Here is a 15978-nt window from a genome sequence, read left to right on the forward strand (position 1 = left end):
ATGACAATGTCCGCCCCGGTCCAACGCCCATCTCTCATTGCACCATTATTCGCTTTGCTCGCATTAATGGTGCTGGTATTTTTGGCCGCGGTGTTCTTGGGCGTTGCGGATCTTCCAACGACCGATGTAGCAGCGGTCATGGCGGGCCATGGTTCTGACCAAGCCAAATCAATCATTCTGGATATCCGGCTACCGCGTATTGTTACTGGAATACTTGCAGGTATTCATTTCGCCGTCGCTGGACTCTTGTTGCAAACCATCACCCGAAATCCACTCGCCGATCCCTCGATCATGGGAATTTCGCAGGGTGCAACGCTGGCCGTCACAATTTTCCTTTTGTTTGCCGTCTATATTTACGATCCCGGCTCCAATACGCTCGCGGTACTGCCGGTCGCATGGCTACCAGCTATTGGCACTGTCGGCGGCATCATGGCGGGTGGCATCATTTATCTCCTCGCCTTCAGGCTCGATCTGGGACCGCTCAGGATCACTTTGTGCGGCATCGCAATCGGCGCCGTCCTGCACGCCGCCGCTATCGGATTGATTGCCGGATGGGGTTCAGCGCGCATTGAAATCCTCCTGGAATGGTTATCCGGCAGTCTTTACGCACGCAGCTGGAATCATGTGCTTTTCCTCTTGCCCTTTACAGTTGCAGGGCTCGCCGTGTTGCCGATCCTGCGGCGCTCCATAGACCTTTTGCGGTTCGATCCCCCGGTTGCACGATCCTTCGGTCTCTCCTATCGCAAACAATTGTCGGTTGTTCTGCTGTTGTCTTGCGCGCTTGCGGCAAGTGCCGTGGGTGCTGTTGGCCCCATCATTTTTGTGGGACTTGTCGTTCCGCATCTTGCCCGTTTTTTGGCAGGAAAACGTTTCGCGCTTGTACTGCCTTTTACCGTTGCTCTCGGCGCATTCATTGTTACCTTGGGCGATCTTCTTGGCCGTCTCCTCGGGCAGGCCGAAGAAATCCCCATCGGGGTGGTCACGGCGGTCTTTGGGGTGCCGGTATTGATCGCCCTGCTTCGCAAGATACCTTGAGGATCATAATGCCCCTCTCCTGCTCGCAATTGTCGGTTTTCTATGGATCGCGCAAAGCGTTGAACAGCTTCAACATTGACCTGAAGGCCGGAGAGGTTCGGGCGCTCATCGGGCCCAACGGCTCGGGTAAGAGCACTGCATTGCAGGCACTCTCAGGTTTGATCGTGCCGCGGGAAGGTCGCGTTGAAATCAACGGCAAACCCGCCAAACTAATGTCGCGACGAACTATTGCCAAACAGATGGCTTTCCTGCCGCAACAACCTTCGGCTCCCGACGAGATGACTGTTGAACAGCTCGTCAGGCAGGGCCGCTATCCGCATGTAGGCTTGTTTCGCAGCTACAACAGCCATGATGAACTGGCCATCGAATGGGCGTTGGAAAGCACAGGGCTGACCGCTCTTGCTGACCGAAGCCTGCTCGAGCTTTCAGGAGGCGAGCGGCAGCGCGCCTGGATATCAGCGGCGCTGGCACAAGAGGCCCAGATCCTGCTGCTGGATGAACCGACATCGTTTCTCGATATCGGTTTTCAAGTGGAAGTCCTCAATCTGGTTCATCGTCTTAGCCGCGAAAGGGGCGTGACAATTATCATGGCCATTCATGACATCAATCAGGCCATCTCCGTCAGCGACCGAATTTCGCTGCTGGAAAAAGGTCAGTTGCTATTCGATGGCGAGCCCAATGCCCTTGCCGAAAGTGGCCTGATCGAAAAAGTATTCCGGGTTAAAGGCAACTTTGTCCGCATCACGCCGGAGAGCCGTCCGCACTTTGATATTGAGCTTGCCCGAATGCCAGGCGCCAGGATTTAGAGCTCTTCTGTAGCGGGCAGAACGATTCTATCCAAGCAGAACCTTAAGCCTTTAGCGGTGGCTGATCTGGAAGCGTTGCTGCCCCGCCATTCATATCAAGCTGCATCAAAACCGTATCCAGCCAGCGACCATGCTTGAAGCCAGAGGCTTCTATCTTGCCGCAATGCCGGAAGCCTGCCTTGGTATGAAGCTTTACGGATGCAGAGCCTTCGTGACCGTCGCCGATAACCGCGATAAACTGACGGAACCCCAAGGCAGTGCAGTCATCAATCAGTCTCTGGATGAGGATTTTCCCCAAGCCCTTTCCTTTGGCTTCCGGCGCGATGTAGATCGAGTCTTCTACTGTCCACCAATAGGCAGGGCGTGACCTGAAATAGCTGGCATAGGCATAACCAATAACCTTACCGCCCTGCTCGGCCACCACATAGGGAAAGCCATCTGAAACAAGCGAATGAAACCTTTTCGTCATTTCCTGAAGATCGGGCGCGTCGATCTCGTAAGTAGCTGTGCCGTGAAGGACGGCATCGCGGTAGATTTCAGTGATGGTTTCGAGATCGGCAGGCTGCGCGGGGCGGATATGAATGTCAGACATGGCTTCGCTTGATGAATAATTACTGACAGCTTTCATGCACCTATTTGGTGCAGACTTAAAGGTGCTGACACCCCAAACGGGATCAAAAACCTATATTCAAGGCATAAAAAAGGGCAGCTTGCGGCTGCCCTTTTCAGTATCACTGCCTGCGCAAAACTATTCGCGGTTGCCCAGGAACTGCAGCAGGAACATGAACATATTGACGAAGTCGAGATAGAGGCGAAGTGCACCCATGATTGCCTTGCGGCCATAGGAGTCCGAATCGTCGCCTTCATAGTACATTTCCTTGATCTGCTGTGTGTCGTAGGCGGTAAGACCTGCAAACACCAGCACGCCAATCGCTGAAATAGCGAACTGCAATGCGCTTGACTGAAGGAAGATATTGACCACCGAAGCGAGCAGGATGCCGATTACGCCCATGAACAGGAACGAGCCGAAACCGGAAAGATCACGCTTGGTTGTGTAGCCATAGAGCGAAAGCGCGCCAAACGACGCCGCTGTGACGAAGAACGTCTGCACAATGCTTCCTGAAGTATAGACCAGGAAGATTGACGAGAGCGACGCGCCAACGAGCGCGGCATAGACCCAGAAGGTCGTCTGGGCTGCGGCAACGCTCATCGAGTTAATGCGGAAGCTCAGGAAGAACACTGCAGCCAGCGGCGCGAGCATGACGACCCACTTCAGCGGCGATACGTAGAACGTAACACCGAAGCTGGTCAGCATCTTGCCATTTGGCAAAGTAGCAGCCGCAAGCGACGGATCATTTGTCGTCGTCATATAAACGATTGCGAGGGCGGCAAGACCGGTCACTGCGAGACCGATCGCCATAAGATTATAGACCTTCAGCATGTAGCTGCGCAGACCTTGATCGATCCCCGCGTCCACACGCACTCCGGCCGTATTCTGGGCCTGGATGTTGCGATAGTCAGCCATGGTTTTCCTCATTGCTTCGTCCCGCCCTTGTGTCGGGGACTATCCCCAGGCTCCGCTGGCGGGACCCCAGCATGCCTTGAAAAGAATTATGGTGATTAACCCGCCCCATAACAAGTCCTGTTTTACTCAAGATTGCGTGCGCAATCGCAAAATAGGGCTCAAATGGTCAAATATTACATGATTTTAATCATTTCAGAGATTTCTGAGCACCGGCGCAGCCTTTTGTCCCAATATGCGCCATGTTCCTGCAAGGCCGAATCCCACTGTCAGAATCAGGGCTACTGCAACAGTCATGACCGCAACTTCCGGCTGGAATGAAGCTGGCAGGGACATGACCCTGACGATCACGTACCAAGCTGCCAAACCTCCGGCCAGCAGCGCGAACACCGCCGTCGACAGCCCAAGCAGCACATATTCCAGCGTAAAGGCCTTGATGAGCGTACGCCGCGTCGCCCCAAGTGTTTTCAGCACCACAGCATCGTGAATACGTGCCCGGTTCCCTGCCGCCAATGCGCCGCCCAAGACCAGTATCGACGCGATCAAGGCAACGGACGCGGCGGCTCGAATGGCCACTGCCAATTGCCCCACCAGTTCATTGGCAATGGTGATGGCATCCTTGACGCGAACTGACGTGACGGCAGGATAAACGCTGGTTACCTCCCGCATCACATTGGCTTCCTGTGCAGTGGTCGCGGCGGGATCTGACAGCGTTGCCAACCATGCATGTGGGGCGCCTGCAAAGGTGTTAGGCGAGAAAACCATGACGAAGTTGATTGCAAGTGATTCCCATTGCACTTCGCGGAAGTTGGCAATTCGCGCCGTCATGTTGCGGCCGAGCACGTTAACGGTGACTGTATCACCAAGCTTTAGGCCGAGATTGCGGCCCTCTTCTGCTGAAAAGGACACCAATGGTTCGCCCGTATAGTCGGCTGGCCACCAGCTGCCTTCAGTCAAGGTTGAATTTTCCGGTACGTTCTTCGCGTAAGTAATGCCTCTGTCACCACGCAGCACCCATGCGCCCTCTGGTGAAATAGTCATCTTGGTAATGTCCGTGCCGTTGAAAGCAACGATACGGCCGCGCAGCATAGGCGCGCTTACAATCTTTCCATTGGGCGCTGATTTTTGCAGCAGATCCTTGAACTGATCTATTTCCCTGCTTTGAATATCCACGAAGAAGAAATTCGGAGCCTTTTCCGGCAGATTGCCCGCCAATTGCTGCCTGAGGCTACCATCAATCAAGGCTAGGGAAACAAGCAGGGTCAGACCGAGGCCGAGCGACAAAACCACGGAGGGTGTCAAGGCGCCGGGCCGATGAATATTGCCGATAGCAAGACGGAGTGCTGTCGAGGAGACACGGGGCGCACGACGCGCAAGCCATTGAACTAGGCTGGAAACGGCACGCAGGATAATGAATGAAACGGCAACGGCGCCCACGAATACAATAGCAATGCGCCGGTCATAAGCGAAATAGATCGCCAGGAGGCAAAGCGCTCCCATCAGCGCGACGGCAATGCCGATGTAAGTGGGTTTTGGCCAGCCGCGCTGATCGAAACCCTGCTCGCGGAATAAGGCAGTCGCCGGAACGTCGCGCGCCCGCCCTAAAGGTAGGATTGCAAAGGCTAGCGTCGTTAAAAGACCGAACAGGGCAGCCCAGAGCAATGCACCGGGATAAAAACCGCCTGCTCCCGCAATGGGGAGGACGTTTTGAAGTGCGTAGGCTGCAAGATAGGGAATGGCCGCAGCTGCAATCAAACCTACAAGAATGCCGACAATGGCCAGAATGACGATTTGAAAGAGATAGACCGCAATAACAAACCAACCCGGCGCGCCGAGTGATTTGAAGGTAGCGATAACGCCGCGCTTGCCGTCAAGATAGGAACGGACGGCATTGGCGACACCAACACCGCCAACGACAAGCGCCGTCAATCCGACCAACGTCAGGAACTGTGAGAAGCGTTCAATATTGGCGCTAAGCGATGGCGCAGCATTGGTGCGGCTGCGAATTGTCCAACCAGCTTGCGGAAACTTTTCCTGCGCTTCGTCGCGTATGCGTGTGATGGTCTCCTCGCTGAAGGCTGCCGGAAGAGAAATTTTATAATTGTGATCGACGAGACTGCCGGGCTGAACAAGTCCGGCGGCACCGAGTCCTTCAAGCGACACCATGAAGCGTGGTGCAAAACCAAAGCCGTCCGAAAGTGCATCCGGCTCATTCACAATAACCGAACGAACCTCAAAACTTGCCGAGCCGAGGAGAATGCGGTCGCCAAGCTTCAAGTGCAGACGCTCCAGAAATATCTCAGCTACCGCGGCACCATAGGCGCCTTCTTTTTCATCAAACAGCGCCCCGTGATCAAGCTTTGGCGTTGTTTCGAGTTTTCCATTCAAAGGATAAGAACCATCGACGGCCTTGACCTCCACCAATGATTGATCGCTGCCATCGGGAAGCCGTGCCATGGAGCGCATATTGGCACTCACGGCCAACTTGCCCTTGCTTTCAAGGAAGGCGCGCTCTTCTGCCGTGACTTCGCGCTGGTTAAGCTGGAAGCGGATATCGCCGCCAAGAATGCTTTGGCCCTGGGTGGAAATTCCCGAAGTTACCGAATTGGCCACCGAGTTGACGCCGCCGATCGCGGCGACACCGAGCGCAATGCAGGCGAGAAATATATAGAATCCCGAAAGACCGCCGCGCATTTCACGCAGCGCAAATCGCAGAGCCAGTTTCAATGTTGGACCCGAACCAAACGACGAATTGCTCATGCGGTTTTTGCCAAGGCCGGCGCGCCTTCATCCGACTCGATCAGGCCCGAGCGCACACGAATTTCCCGGTCGCAGCGACCGGCCAAGCTGGTGTCATGTGTGACAAGGACCAAGGTGATTCCCAGTTCGCGCTGTTTTTCAAAAAGGAGATCGGCGATTTGTCGCCCTGTCGCCGTATCAAGGTTTCCGGTTGGCTCATCGGCAATCAGTATCTTGGGCGACGGTGCAAGGGCTCTGGCAATAGCCACGCGCTGTTGTTCACCGCCTGAAAGTTCGCCCGGGTAATGGGTGACGCGATCTGCCAGACCCACGGCCGCAAGCATGCGTTCTGCAATGGCAAAAGCATCGGAATTTCCGGCCAACTCCAAGGGAACGGCCACATTTTCCAATGCTGTCATGTTCGGAATGAGATGAAATGACTGAAACACAATGCCGATATTCTGGCCGCGAAAAGCTGCAGTGGCATCCTCGCTTAACGTTTCAAGCCTCGTGCCTGATATTTGAACCGAGCCGGAATCCACATGTTCAAGTCCTGCCAAAACCATCAAAAGCGTGGATTTTCCGGAACCTGAGGGACCGACAATCCCAACGGATTGACCCGTATCAATATCGAGGGAAATACCCTTGAGGACATGCACGGCCGAAGCGCCTGTGCCAAGTGTCAACTCAATGTGATCGAGCTTGATAACGGATTTCGTCACGAAAAGACTTCCTTTGCGATATGGTCCACACAACATGCAACGCAGCTGATCTGATATGGGTGTCCCGAAATGATATTCAAACCGTTGATAAGAATTGTTGTTTTTCTAAGTCTTGTTGCCTTGCCTGTTTCGGCTTTGGCCAATCAAAATACCGTGTCCGGACAACCGCTGTCGGTTGTGGGCTTCGGTGACAGCCTGATGTCGGGATTTGAATTACCCGTTCAGGACTCGTTTCCAGCCCAGCTGGAAAAGGCGTTGAAGGACAAGGGGATAAACGTCACAGTCGCAAATGCAGGCGTGGCGGGTGAGACAACAACTGACGCGGTGAGCAGGTTGGACTGGTCTGTACCGGAAGGCACGGGCCTGGTTATTCTTGAATTTGGCGCCAATGACGCATTGCGTGGCATTTCACCGGAAATAAGTGAAAAAAACCTCGCGGAAATCATCGAAAAGCTGCAAAAGCGCAAAGTTCAGGTCATTTTGGCCGGAATGCTTGCGCCACCGAATATGGGCGGTGATTACGAGGACAAATTCAACGCGATCTTCCCCAGATTGGCGCAGAAATACGACGTCCCGCTCTATCCCTTCTTCATGGAAGGCGTGGCCGCGCAGAAATCATTGCAACTTGAAGACGGTATGCATCCAAATACGCAAGGCGTCGCTAAGATGGTGGAAGGGTTTTTGCCGGTCATCGAAAAAACCATCGCCGACGATACATCGTCGTCTAACAAAGCCACAAATTCCAACATATCGCAGTAGAACACATACCGTGACCAATTTGTCGCGCAGGGCAAGAATATGAACTTATGGCTTGCCCCCGGACGGGTTCAATGATTCTCTAGGTGCACAACTCGATTCGGGGAGGATGCCTTATGCCGCGTCTCTTTACTGCCCTCGAAATTCCGCGCGACGCCGCACTCTCGCTGTCGTTGTTGCGCGGCGGGCTTCCGGGAGCCCGATGGATCGATGTCGAAAACTATCACATCACATTGCGTTTCATCGGGGATGTCGAAGGTCACGTTGCCGACGAAGTGGCAAACGCTCTTGACCGCATTCGACGTCCTGAATTTACTCTCCGTCTTTCAGGCGTTAACGCCTTTGGTTCCAAGAAGCCGCACAGCGTGGTTGCTTCTGTAGCGCCCTCGCCCGATATTCAGGCACTGCAAGCTGAGATAGAGCGTATCTGCCAAAGACTTATGCTTGCTCCCGATCCTCGGAAGTTTACGCCACATGTTTCGCTGGCCCGGCTACGCAATGTCCGCAACGAGGAAATAGCCCATTATCTCTCTTCACGGGGCAATTTCTCCACGGCACCCTTTCCTGTCGGGCGTTTTGTGCTGATGTCATCACGCGATTCAGTCGGTGGCGGGCCTTATATCGTCGAGGAGGCCTGGCCTCTGGAGTCGCGCCGGTCGTCCTATCAGAACCTTGCGGAAAGGCCTTTTGAGGCCGCAAGGATCATCCGGTAGATCGCTTCGAAATCAGAATCTGTGCCGTAATAAGGGTCGGGAATTTGCTTGGCATCGCCGAGGGCAACCCCATAAAATAGTCCTGTTTGCGCGGATGCACCGGCAGGACGGCGCTTTTCAATGGCAGCCATGTTCATTCTGTCCATGCCGACAATCAGGTCAAAGCGATGAAAATCATCGGCCACCAGCTGCCTGCATTGTTGGTTGGAAATATCGATACCATAACGACGCGCTATTTTGATCGATCTCGCATCCGGCGCTTCGCCGGTGTGATAGCCATTGGTTCCGGCAGAATCGATCAACGCTCCTCCGGCTTTGCCTTCTGCTTCCAACACGGCTCGGAATACGCCTTCTGCCAAGGGCGACCGGCAAATATTGCCAAGGCAAACAAAAAGAACGGAACGAAGCGGCAAAGTTTTCATTTCGGCACCATAATAGGCAAGATAGCGTTGACGATCCCACTTACCAAAGAATTCACATCATTGTGAGCAAAACTCTTGCACCGCCCCCTACTCCTTCCCATGTTCTTAACGAACAAATCGAAGGAAAAGGAATGGACGAGATCAAGATCGGCGAAATTCTGGAGCCGGGCAGCGCGCATCAGCAGCGCTCGCGCGAGGAACGTGTTCGCGCTTCTTTCTGGAAAACCGTGCGTAAGGCGGCAAAGAATATTCCGTTTCTTGACGAAGTGGTTGCGGGCTACTTTTGCGCGCTCGATCCTGCCACGCCGACCAAGGTGCGCGGTATATTACTGGCGTCGCTGGCTTATTTTGTCCTGCCGCTGGATATCATTCCAGACTTCCTCCTTGGTCTCGGTTTTACTGACGACGTGGCTGTGATGATGGCGGCGCTGAGCGCTATCCGAAACAATATCACCCCTGCACACAGGGCTGCCGCGCGACAGGCGATCGCCGATCTGGACACGGACGAGAAAGATTGACCGGCATCACAAGAGTGTGAAGTGCCCAAATGCCAAAGTCTCGCCGCTTTTATTTGGCTGGTGTTACGGCATTGGACTTGAACGAGGCTGTGACCTTTCTAGCTCTAAAAATTGCTTTTTTGACCTGTCTTCACCGTTTGGTAACCCAGATTAAGCCAAATTAAGACAAGCGAACTGGACAATGCGGCACCCGGATTATCTTCCGGACCATTGCCGGTTCATGAGTTATGAAGTGAACAAATAAAACTGGTAGGTAAAATGTTTGGAAAATCGATCGTAGCAACCTCTGTGCTCATGCTTGGGCTGGTGGGGACAGCTTTTGCCCAGACCCCGAGTCAGATCAGCCAGTTTAACGCGTGGGGTGCCTATAGCTATCAGCAGGGCAAGGGCAAGGTCTGTTACGTTCTGTCGGTTCCAGTCGACAAACAGCCTGCGAAAATCGATCATGGTGACAATTTCTTCATGGTAAGCCAGAAGCCCGGCCAGAATGTCAGCTTTGAGCCACAGTTCAAGGCCGGATATGATTTGCAGGAGAATTCAAAGGTCCTGGTCAAGATTGATGAGCGTACCTTCTCCATGTTCACCAGCGGCAGCCACGGCTGGATGGAAAATGCCGCAGAAGAGCCGCAGCTTGTTGCCGCTCTCCGGGGCGGTAAGAACATGACCATCAACGCTGTTTCCAAACGTGGAACAAAGACCAGCTACGCCTATTCGCTGAAGGGCGTTTCAGCTGCTCTTAAAGCGATCTCCACTTGTAAATAATCAACGAAATACCAATCTCCCGCGATGGCCCGGCTCGAATTGCCGGGCCTTTTTGCTTGCAGAGGTGACGTGGCCGCCGGAACGTGGTATGAGCCGCGCTTCCGTTAAGAACGTTAGAAAAACCCATGTCCGTATCGCTTGACCTGACACATCCTGTTGCCCGGGATAAATCCCGTGATGCCATTCGCGCCCCAGCGGCTGAAAAGCCCTCGCTGATCGGCCTGACACGCCCGGAAATTGCGGAGGCACTGATGGCCGTCGGCGTGCCCGAACGGCAAGTTAAAATGCGCGTAGCCCAAGTTTGGCATTGGCTATATGTGCGCGGCGTTTCTAACTTTGACGATATGCAGAACATTTCGCGTGATATGCGCGAATTGCTGGATAAGAACTTCGATATTGCCCGGCCTGAAATTGTAGAAGAGCAGATTTCCAATGATGGCACGCGCAAATGGCTGTTCCGGTTTCCACCGCGTGGTGCCGGCCGTCCTGTAGAAATCGAGACAGTCTATATTCCCGAAGAAGGGCGAGGTACTCTTTGTATCTCCAGCCAGGTCGGCTGCACACTGACCTGCTCCTTCTGCCACACAGGCACGCAGAAGCTCGTGCGCAATCTGACCGCCGAAGAAATCCTGTCCCAATTGCTGGTTGCACGCGATCGCCTTGGTGATTTTCCCGATCGCAACACACCGGATGGCACCATGGTTCCGGCAGAGGGCCGCAAAGTGTCCAACATCGTCATGATGGGCATGGGTGAACCGCTCTATAATTTCGAGAACGTCAAAAAGGCCCTGCTGATTGCAGCGGACGATGCCGGTCTTTCACTTTCACGCCGCCGCATCACCCTTTCAACCTCGGGTGTGGTACCGGAAATTTATCGCGCTGGCGAAGAAATCGGCGTGATGCTGGCAATTTCCCTGCATGCGGTGACTGATGATCTGCGTGACATGCTGGTGCCAATCAACAAGAAATATCCTCTCAAGGAATTGCTTGCCGCGTGCCGCGCCTATCCAAGCCTGTCCAATTCAAAACGCATTACATTTGAATATGTCATGCTCAAGGGCGTCAATGACTCGCTTGCTGATGCCAAGGAACTGGTAAGAATGCTCAAGGGCATTCCGGCAAAGATCAATCTGATCCCGTTCAACCCGTGGCCAGGTGTCAACTATCAGTGTTCTGATTGGGAGCAGATCGAGAAATTTGCTGACTATGTAAACGCCGCTGGCTATGCATCGCCTATCCGCACACCGCGCGGCCGCGATATTCTCGCCGCATGCGGACAGCTAAAATCGGAGTCGGAACGCATGAAGAAAACGGAGCGTCTGGCATTTGAAGCGGCAATGATTGCCGGTCACGGCGAAGACTGAACCGACGTGTTGTATCTCATACGCTTTGCGCTGATCACTATCGGGTTTGTCTGCGCCACCTTCGCGGCATCGCTGTTTCTGAACATGCTTCTTATCGGCAGCACAGAATGGCTGGGAGGCGAAGGTCCGTTTTTGTATTTGACCATACCTGTCTTCGCTTCCGCGATAGGCCATAGCGTACTCGTTCCGGCGGCGCTGATTATCATCTACGCTGAACTGACCGCATGGCGTGACTGGCTTTTCTATGCGCTCGGCGGCGCTGCCACAGCAGTTGTCATCATTGTCTGGAAGTGGCGCCCGCAAACCGAGGATATCAGCACCTTCGCTGCAATCCTCGCCACGGGCGTTGTGGGCGGCTTTGTCTACTGGATGATTTCCGGACGCAGCGCCGGTATCATCCCGCCGAGCCCCAATAATCAGATCTGAATCACTTCGCTTGCGCCAACAAAATCTTGGCAGCAAATGCCGAGAACACCCCGGCAAACAACCAGTCCGTAATGCGTGTCACTGTCGGATTTTTCCTCAGCAGCATCGAAAATCTATCGGCAGCAAGGATCATTGGCGCGACCACTGGCAATGACAGGGGTATGAAAAGTACGCCAAGGAAAAACAATTTACCCGGAGCGTGCGGATCGCCCGCAGAAACGAACTGCGGCAGGAATGTCATGAAAAACAGAATGATCTTTGGGTTGAGAAGATTGATACCCAGCCCCGTCAGCCAGTTCTGAAACAATGTATGGGCTTGGCCGGTCTTTTTTTCCGGCGAGAACGCCGAACCATAGCGGATTGCCTGATAGGCAAGCCACATCAGATAGCCGGCCCCCACAACCTTGAGCGCAAGAAACGCAGACGGCGAAGCAACGATCAGTGCCGAGAGGCCAATTGCCACCATGGTCGTGTGTATGACGATCCCGGTGCAGGCACCCGCCAGACAGGCAAAACCTGCAGCCTTGCCCTCGGACAATGCGCGTCCGACAAACAATGTCATATCCGGCCCCGGGGTAATCGAGAGGACAAAAGTGGCAACGATGAATTGCAGTATAATTGGCCAATCAGGAATGAAGGTCATCACAGGGCTCCGGAAAAAACTGCCGGAAGCTAACGCGAAAAACAGCTTCACGCCATACGTATTTGCGCCTGATCTCGTTTTTGCTGTGCTTGCCAATAGCGGCGCAAATGCTACAAGACCCCAACTGAAATTTCAGGATCGCGACGGCGATCAACAGACAGGACATATGCAATGAATAAATGGAAAGACGTCAAGAAAGTCGTGCTGGCCTATTCGGGCGGGTTGGATACATCGATCATCCTGAAATGGCTGCAGACAGAACTTGGCGCTGAAGTCGTCACGTTCACTGCCGATCTTGGACAAGGCGAGGAACTCGAGCCCGCACGCAAGAAGGCCGAAATGCTCGGCATCAAGGAAATCTACATTGAAGATGTCCGCGAAGAATTCGTTCGCGACTTTGTCTTCCCGATGTTCCGCGCCAATGCTGTCTATGAAGGCGTTTACCTGCTCGGCACATCGATAGCCCGCCCGCTCATTTCCAAGCACCTCGTCGAAATCGCTGCCCGCACCGGCGCTGATGCAATTGCGCATGGTGCAACGGGCAAGGGTAATGATCAGGTTCGTTTCGAGCTTTCCGCCTACGCACTCAATCCTGACATCAAGGTCATTGCGCCTTGGCGCGATTGGACCTTTAAATCCCGCACAGATCTTTTGGAATTTGCGCGCGAACACCAGATCCCAATCGCCAAAGACAAACTTGGCGAAGCACCTTTCTCCGTGGACGCCAATCTCCTGCATTCTTCCTCGGAAGGCAAAGTGTTGGAAGACCCATGGCAGGAAGCACCCGAATATGTGCACCAGCGCACAATCTCTCCGATGGATGCGCCCGATAAGGTCACAGAAATCGAGATCGCTTTCGAGAAGGGCGATGCAATCGCAATTGATGGCAAGCCTCTTTCACCCGCGACACTGCTGAAGACGCTTAATGATCTTGGCCGAGACAATGGCATCGGACGCCTTGATCTGGTTGAGAACCGTTTCGTTGGCATGAAATCGCGTGGCGTTTACGAAACACCAGGTGGCACCATCCTGCTTGCCGCGCATCGGGCGATGGAATCGATCACACTTGATCGCGGCGCAGCTCACCTCAAGGATGAGTTCATGCCGCGCTATGCCGAACTGATCTATAATGGCTTCTGGTATTCGCCAGAGCGTGAAATGCTGCAGGCCATGATCGACAAGAGCCAGGAGGACGTGGAAGGCACTGTTCGCCTGAAACTCTATAAGGGCAATGTCATGGTTTCAGGCCGTAAGTCGAACAAATCGCTTTATTCCGACGCACTCGTAACATTTGAAGATGATCGCGGCGCATATGATCAGAAGGATGCGGCAGGCTTTATCCGCCTGAATGCCTTGCGGTTACGCACCTTGGCTGCCCGCAAACGGAACAGCTAAAGACAATAAACGGCGGGCTGGTCCCGCCGTTTTCATTTTCGCCGCTTGTGACCCTTGCATCGGTATCTTAGATATTAACGACCTAATTCATACGATGGAGTTCCCATGTCGTCTGCCAAACCGGCCATCAACACTGCATTGACGAACTGGACAGGGCCTCTTGGTCTGCCGGACTTTACAGCTTTTAGTGATCAGGATTTTCCCGCGGCATTTGATATGGCCCTGGCGGATGATCTTGCCGACATTGATGCGATTATCGGCCATCCTGAAGCGCCCACCATCGAAAATACCCTCAAAGCGCTGCAGCTTTCCGGCGAGTCGCTGGATCGGGTGTCTTCCATTTTCTGGACGCTGGCCGGGGCAAATACCAACGACGCGATACAGGCATTAGAACGGTCCATTGCGCCAAAACTGTCGCGCCATTCATCGTCCATCATGATGAATCCGCACCTGTTTGCCCGCATAGACTCACTTTACGAACAGCGTGATCTTCTCGGCCTTGATGCCGAAACAGACCGCGTTCTGGAAAAGATCTGGAAAAGCTTTGTGCGCAGCGGCGCGCGACTGGATGAAAAGGGCAAGGCACGTCTTGCAGATATCAATGAGACGCTCGCCAGTCTCGGTGCGCAGTTTGATCAAAATGTTCTCAAGGATGAGTCGGACTGGGCTTTGTTCATCACAGACGAGGCAGATCTTGCAGGATTGCCGAATTTTGTGCGCGATGCGATGCAAGGAGCTGCCGAGGAGCGTAATCGCACAGGCACCTGGGCCGTTACATTGTCGCGTGAAATCATCGAACCCTTTCTCTCATTTGCCGAGAACCGGGATTTGCGGGAAAAAGCCTTCCAGGCTTGGGCGGCACGGGGCGAAAATGGCGGCGATACGGACAATGTTGCCATCGTTGCCCAGACGGTAGCTCTCAGATCTGAAAAGGCAAAGCTACTCGGGTATAAAAGCTTTGCCGCGTACAAGCTCGACAACACCATGGCAAAAACGCCAACAGGCAGTTATGGATCTGCTGGAGCCCGTTTGGCAAAAGGCAAAGACACGTGCCAGCGAAGAAGAAAGTGATCTACAACAATTGATCTCCAATGAGGGCCGCAACCACAAGGTAGCCCCCTGGGACTGGCGGTTTTACACGGAAAAGCTGCGCAGCGAACGCTTTGCGTTCGATGAAGCCGAGTTGAAGCCATATTTGCAGCTCGAGAAAATTATTGAAGCCTGTTTCGACGTGGCAACGCGTCTGTTCGGTATTACGTTCAAGGAAAAAACCGGCATAGCTGCCTGGCATCCGGATGTGCGGGTCTGGGAAGTCTTCAATCCGGATGGAACAGAATGCGGGGTATTTCTTGGCGATTACTTCAACCGCCAGTCAAAGCATTCCGGCGCATGGATGAGTGCATTGCAGTCACAACACAAACTTGGCAGCGTGCAAAAGCCGATCATCTATAATGTGATGAACTTCGCCAAGCCGCCAAAAGGCGAGCCAGCCCTGCTTTCGCTTGATGGCGCACGTACCCTATTCCACGAATTTGGCCATGCTTTGCACGGGCTGCTGTCAGATGTTACCTGGCCTGCAGTTTCAGGCACATCAGTGTCACGGGACTTTGTGGAGCTACCCTCCCAGCTTTATGAGCACTGGCTGACTGTGCCAGCAATCCTTGAAAAATACGCAATCCATTACCGTACTGGCGAGCCTATGCCGAAAGCTCTGCTCGACAAGGTATTGGCCGCGGATACTTTTAATGCTGGTTTCAAAACGGTCGAATTCACGTCGTCTGCCTTGATTGATATGGCATTCCATGCCGATGGCACCCCTCCGGAGGACCCCATACAGTTTGAAGCGGCAACGCTTCGGCAGTTGGACATGCCAGAGGCGATTATCATGCGCCACCGGACACCGCATTTTAAGCACGTGTTCTCCGGCGATGGGTATTCCGCAGGATATTACTCATATTTGTGGTCAGAAGTATTGGATGCCGATGCATTCAAGGCTTTTGAGGAAACCGGCGATACATTCAACGGTGCCCTCGCCGCGAAGCTGAAAAAATATATCTATTCAGCTGGTGGCAGCAAAGACCCCGAAGAGCTTTACAAGGCTTTCCGGGGCAAGATGCCCACGCCCGATGCGATGATCGAAAAGCGTGGGCTTTAA

Annotated in this window: 15 protein-coding genes and 1 pseudogene; 10 read left to right on the forward strand and 6 right to left on the reverse strand. The window is 53.7% G+C overall.

Annotation, left to right across the window (positions count from 1 at the left end):
- Positions 1 to 1035 (forward strand): FecCD family ABC transporter permease, encoded by a 1035-nt coding sequence (locus tag QFZ34_RS12520; protein WP_307281388.1) that lies wholly within the window; start codon positions 1 to 3, stop codon positions 1033 to 1035.
- Positions 1036 to 1043: 8 nt separating this feature from the next.
- Positions 1044 to 1841, forward strand: a complete 798-nt coding sequence (locus QFZ34_RS12525; protein WP_307281390.1) for an ABC transporter ATP-binding protein — start codon at positions 1044 to 1046, stop codon at positions 1839 to 1841.
- A 43-nt stretch (positions 1842 to 1884) separates the two neighbouring features.
- On the opposite strand, the gene QFZ34_RS12530 is transcribed toward QFZ34_RS12525, so the two are convergent.
- The 4 genes from QFZ34_RS12530 to QFZ34_RS12545 all read right to left on the reverse strand — a co-directional run bounded on the left by QFZ34_RS12530 (position 1885) and on the right by QFZ34_RS12545 (position 6824).
- A complete protein-coding gene (locus QFZ34_RS12530; protein ID WP_307281393.1) occupies positions 1885 to 2433 on the reverse strand; it encodes a GNAT family N-acetyltransferase in 549 nt (182 codons plus the stop codon).
- A 156-nt stretch (positions 2434 to 2589) separates the two neighbouring features.
- The gene (locus QFZ34_RS12535) at positions 2590 to 3366 is read right to left on the reverse strand and encodes a Bax inhibitor-1/YccA family protein (RefSeq protein WP_307281396.1); all 777 of its coding nucleotides are present in this window, start codon (positions 3364 to 3366) and stop codon (positions 2590 to 2592) included.
- Between the two features lie 192 nt (positions 3367 to 3558).
- The gene (locus QFZ34_RS12540; RefSeq protein WP_307281399.1) at positions 3559 to 6123 is read right to left on the reverse strand and encodes an ABC transporter permease; all 2565 of its coding nucleotides are present in this window, start codon (positions 6121 to 6123) and stop codon (positions 3559 to 3561) included.
- Entirely contained in the window at positions 6120 to 6824 is a 705-nt protein-coding gene (locus tag QFZ34_RS12545) for an ABC transporter ATP-binding protein (RefSeq protein WP_115054467.1), read from the reverse strand. Before QFZ34_RS12545 ends, QFZ34_RS12540 begins: the two co-directional genes overlap by 4 nt.
- A gap of 69 nt (positions 6825 to 6893) precedes the next feature.
- On the opposite strand from QFZ34_RS12545, the gene QFZ34_RS12550 reads away from it, so the two are divergent.
- Together QFZ34_RS12550 and thpR are read left to right on the forward strand one after the other, a co-directional pair.
- Positions 6894 to 7583: an arylesterase gene (locus tag QFZ34_RS12550; protein WP_307281405.1), complete on the forward strand. Its 690-nt coding sequence runs from the start codon at positions 6894 to 6896 to the stop codon at positions 7581 to 7583.
- A gap of 113 nt (positions 7584 to 7696) precedes the next feature.
- On the forward strand, positions 7697 to 8293 hold the full coding sequence (thpR, locus tag QFZ34_RS12555) for an RNA 2',3'-cyclic phosphodiesterase (protein ID WP_115054469.1): 597 nt from the start codon (positions 7697 to 7699) through the stop codon (positions 8291 to 8293).
- On the opposite strand, the gene QFZ34_RS12560 is transcribed toward thpR, so the two are convergent.
- Entirely contained in the window at positions 8245 to 8715 is a 471-nt protein-coding gene (locus tag QFZ34_RS12560; protein ID WP_115054470.1) for a low molecular weight protein-tyrosine-phosphatase, read from the reverse strand. The two genes, thpR and QFZ34_RS12560, sit on opposite strands and share 49 nt — an antisense overlap.
- A 131-nt stretch (positions 8716 to 8846) precedes the next feature.
- On the opposite strand from QFZ34_RS12560, the gene QFZ34_RS12565 reads away from it, so the two are divergent.
- From QFZ34_RS12565 to QFZ34_RS12580, 4 genes are all read left to right on the forward strand, one after another.
- Positions 8847 to 9233, forward strand: coding sequence for a YkvA family protein (locus QFZ34_RS12565; RefSeq protein WP_115054471.1), 387 nt, complete (start codon positions 8847 to 8849; stop codon positions 9231 to 9233).
- A 258-nt stretch (positions 9234 to 9491) separates the two neighbouring features.
- Positions 9492 to 9995 (forward strand): invasion associated locus B family protein, encoded by a 504-nt coding sequence (locus QFZ34_RS12570; protein WP_115054472.1) that lies wholly within the window; start codon positions 9492 to 9494, stop codon positions 9993 to 9995.
- A gap of 125 nt (positions 9996 to 10120) precedes the next feature.
- Positions 10121 to 11359: a dual-specificity RNA methyltransferase RlmN gene (rlmN, locus tag QFZ34_RS12575; RefSeq protein ID WP_307281413.1), complete on the forward strand. Its 1239-nt coding sequence runs from the start codon at positions 10121 to 10123 to the stop codon at positions 11357 to 11359.
- 6 nt (positions 11360 to 11365) lie between these two features.
- Entirely contained in the window at positions 11366 to 11785 is a 420-nt protein-coding gene (locus QFZ34_RS12580) for a hypothetical protein (RefSeq protein WP_162802599.1), read from the forward strand.
- Between the two features lies 1 nt (position 11786).
- Here QFZ34_RS12580 and QFZ34_RS12585 read toward each other — a convergent pair whose 3' ends face one another.
- Positions 11787 to 12428, reverse strand: coding sequence for a LysE family translocator (locus QFZ34_RS12585; protein WP_115054475.1), 642 nt, complete (start codon positions 12426 to 12428; stop codon positions 11787 to 11789).
- Between the two features lie 171 nt (positions 12429 to 12599).
- Here QFZ34_RS12585 and QFZ34_RS12590 point away from each other — a divergent pair, with 171 nt between their 5' ends.
- A complete protein-coding gene (locus tag QFZ34_RS12590) occupies positions 12600 to 13823 on the forward strand; it encodes an argininosuccinate synthase (protein WP_307281418.1) in 1224 nt (407 codons plus the stop codon).
- 105 nt (positions 13824 to 13928) lie between these two features.
- Positions 13929 to 15978, forward strand: a pseudogene (locus tag QFZ34_RS12595) (M3 family metallopeptidase).

It is taken from the genome of Phyllobacterium ifriqiyense (assembly GCF_030817885.1).
GTDB classification, from domain to species: Bacteria; Pseudomonadota; Alphaproteobacteria; order Rhizobiales; family Rhizobiaceae; genus Phyllobacterium; species Phyllobacterium ifriqiyense.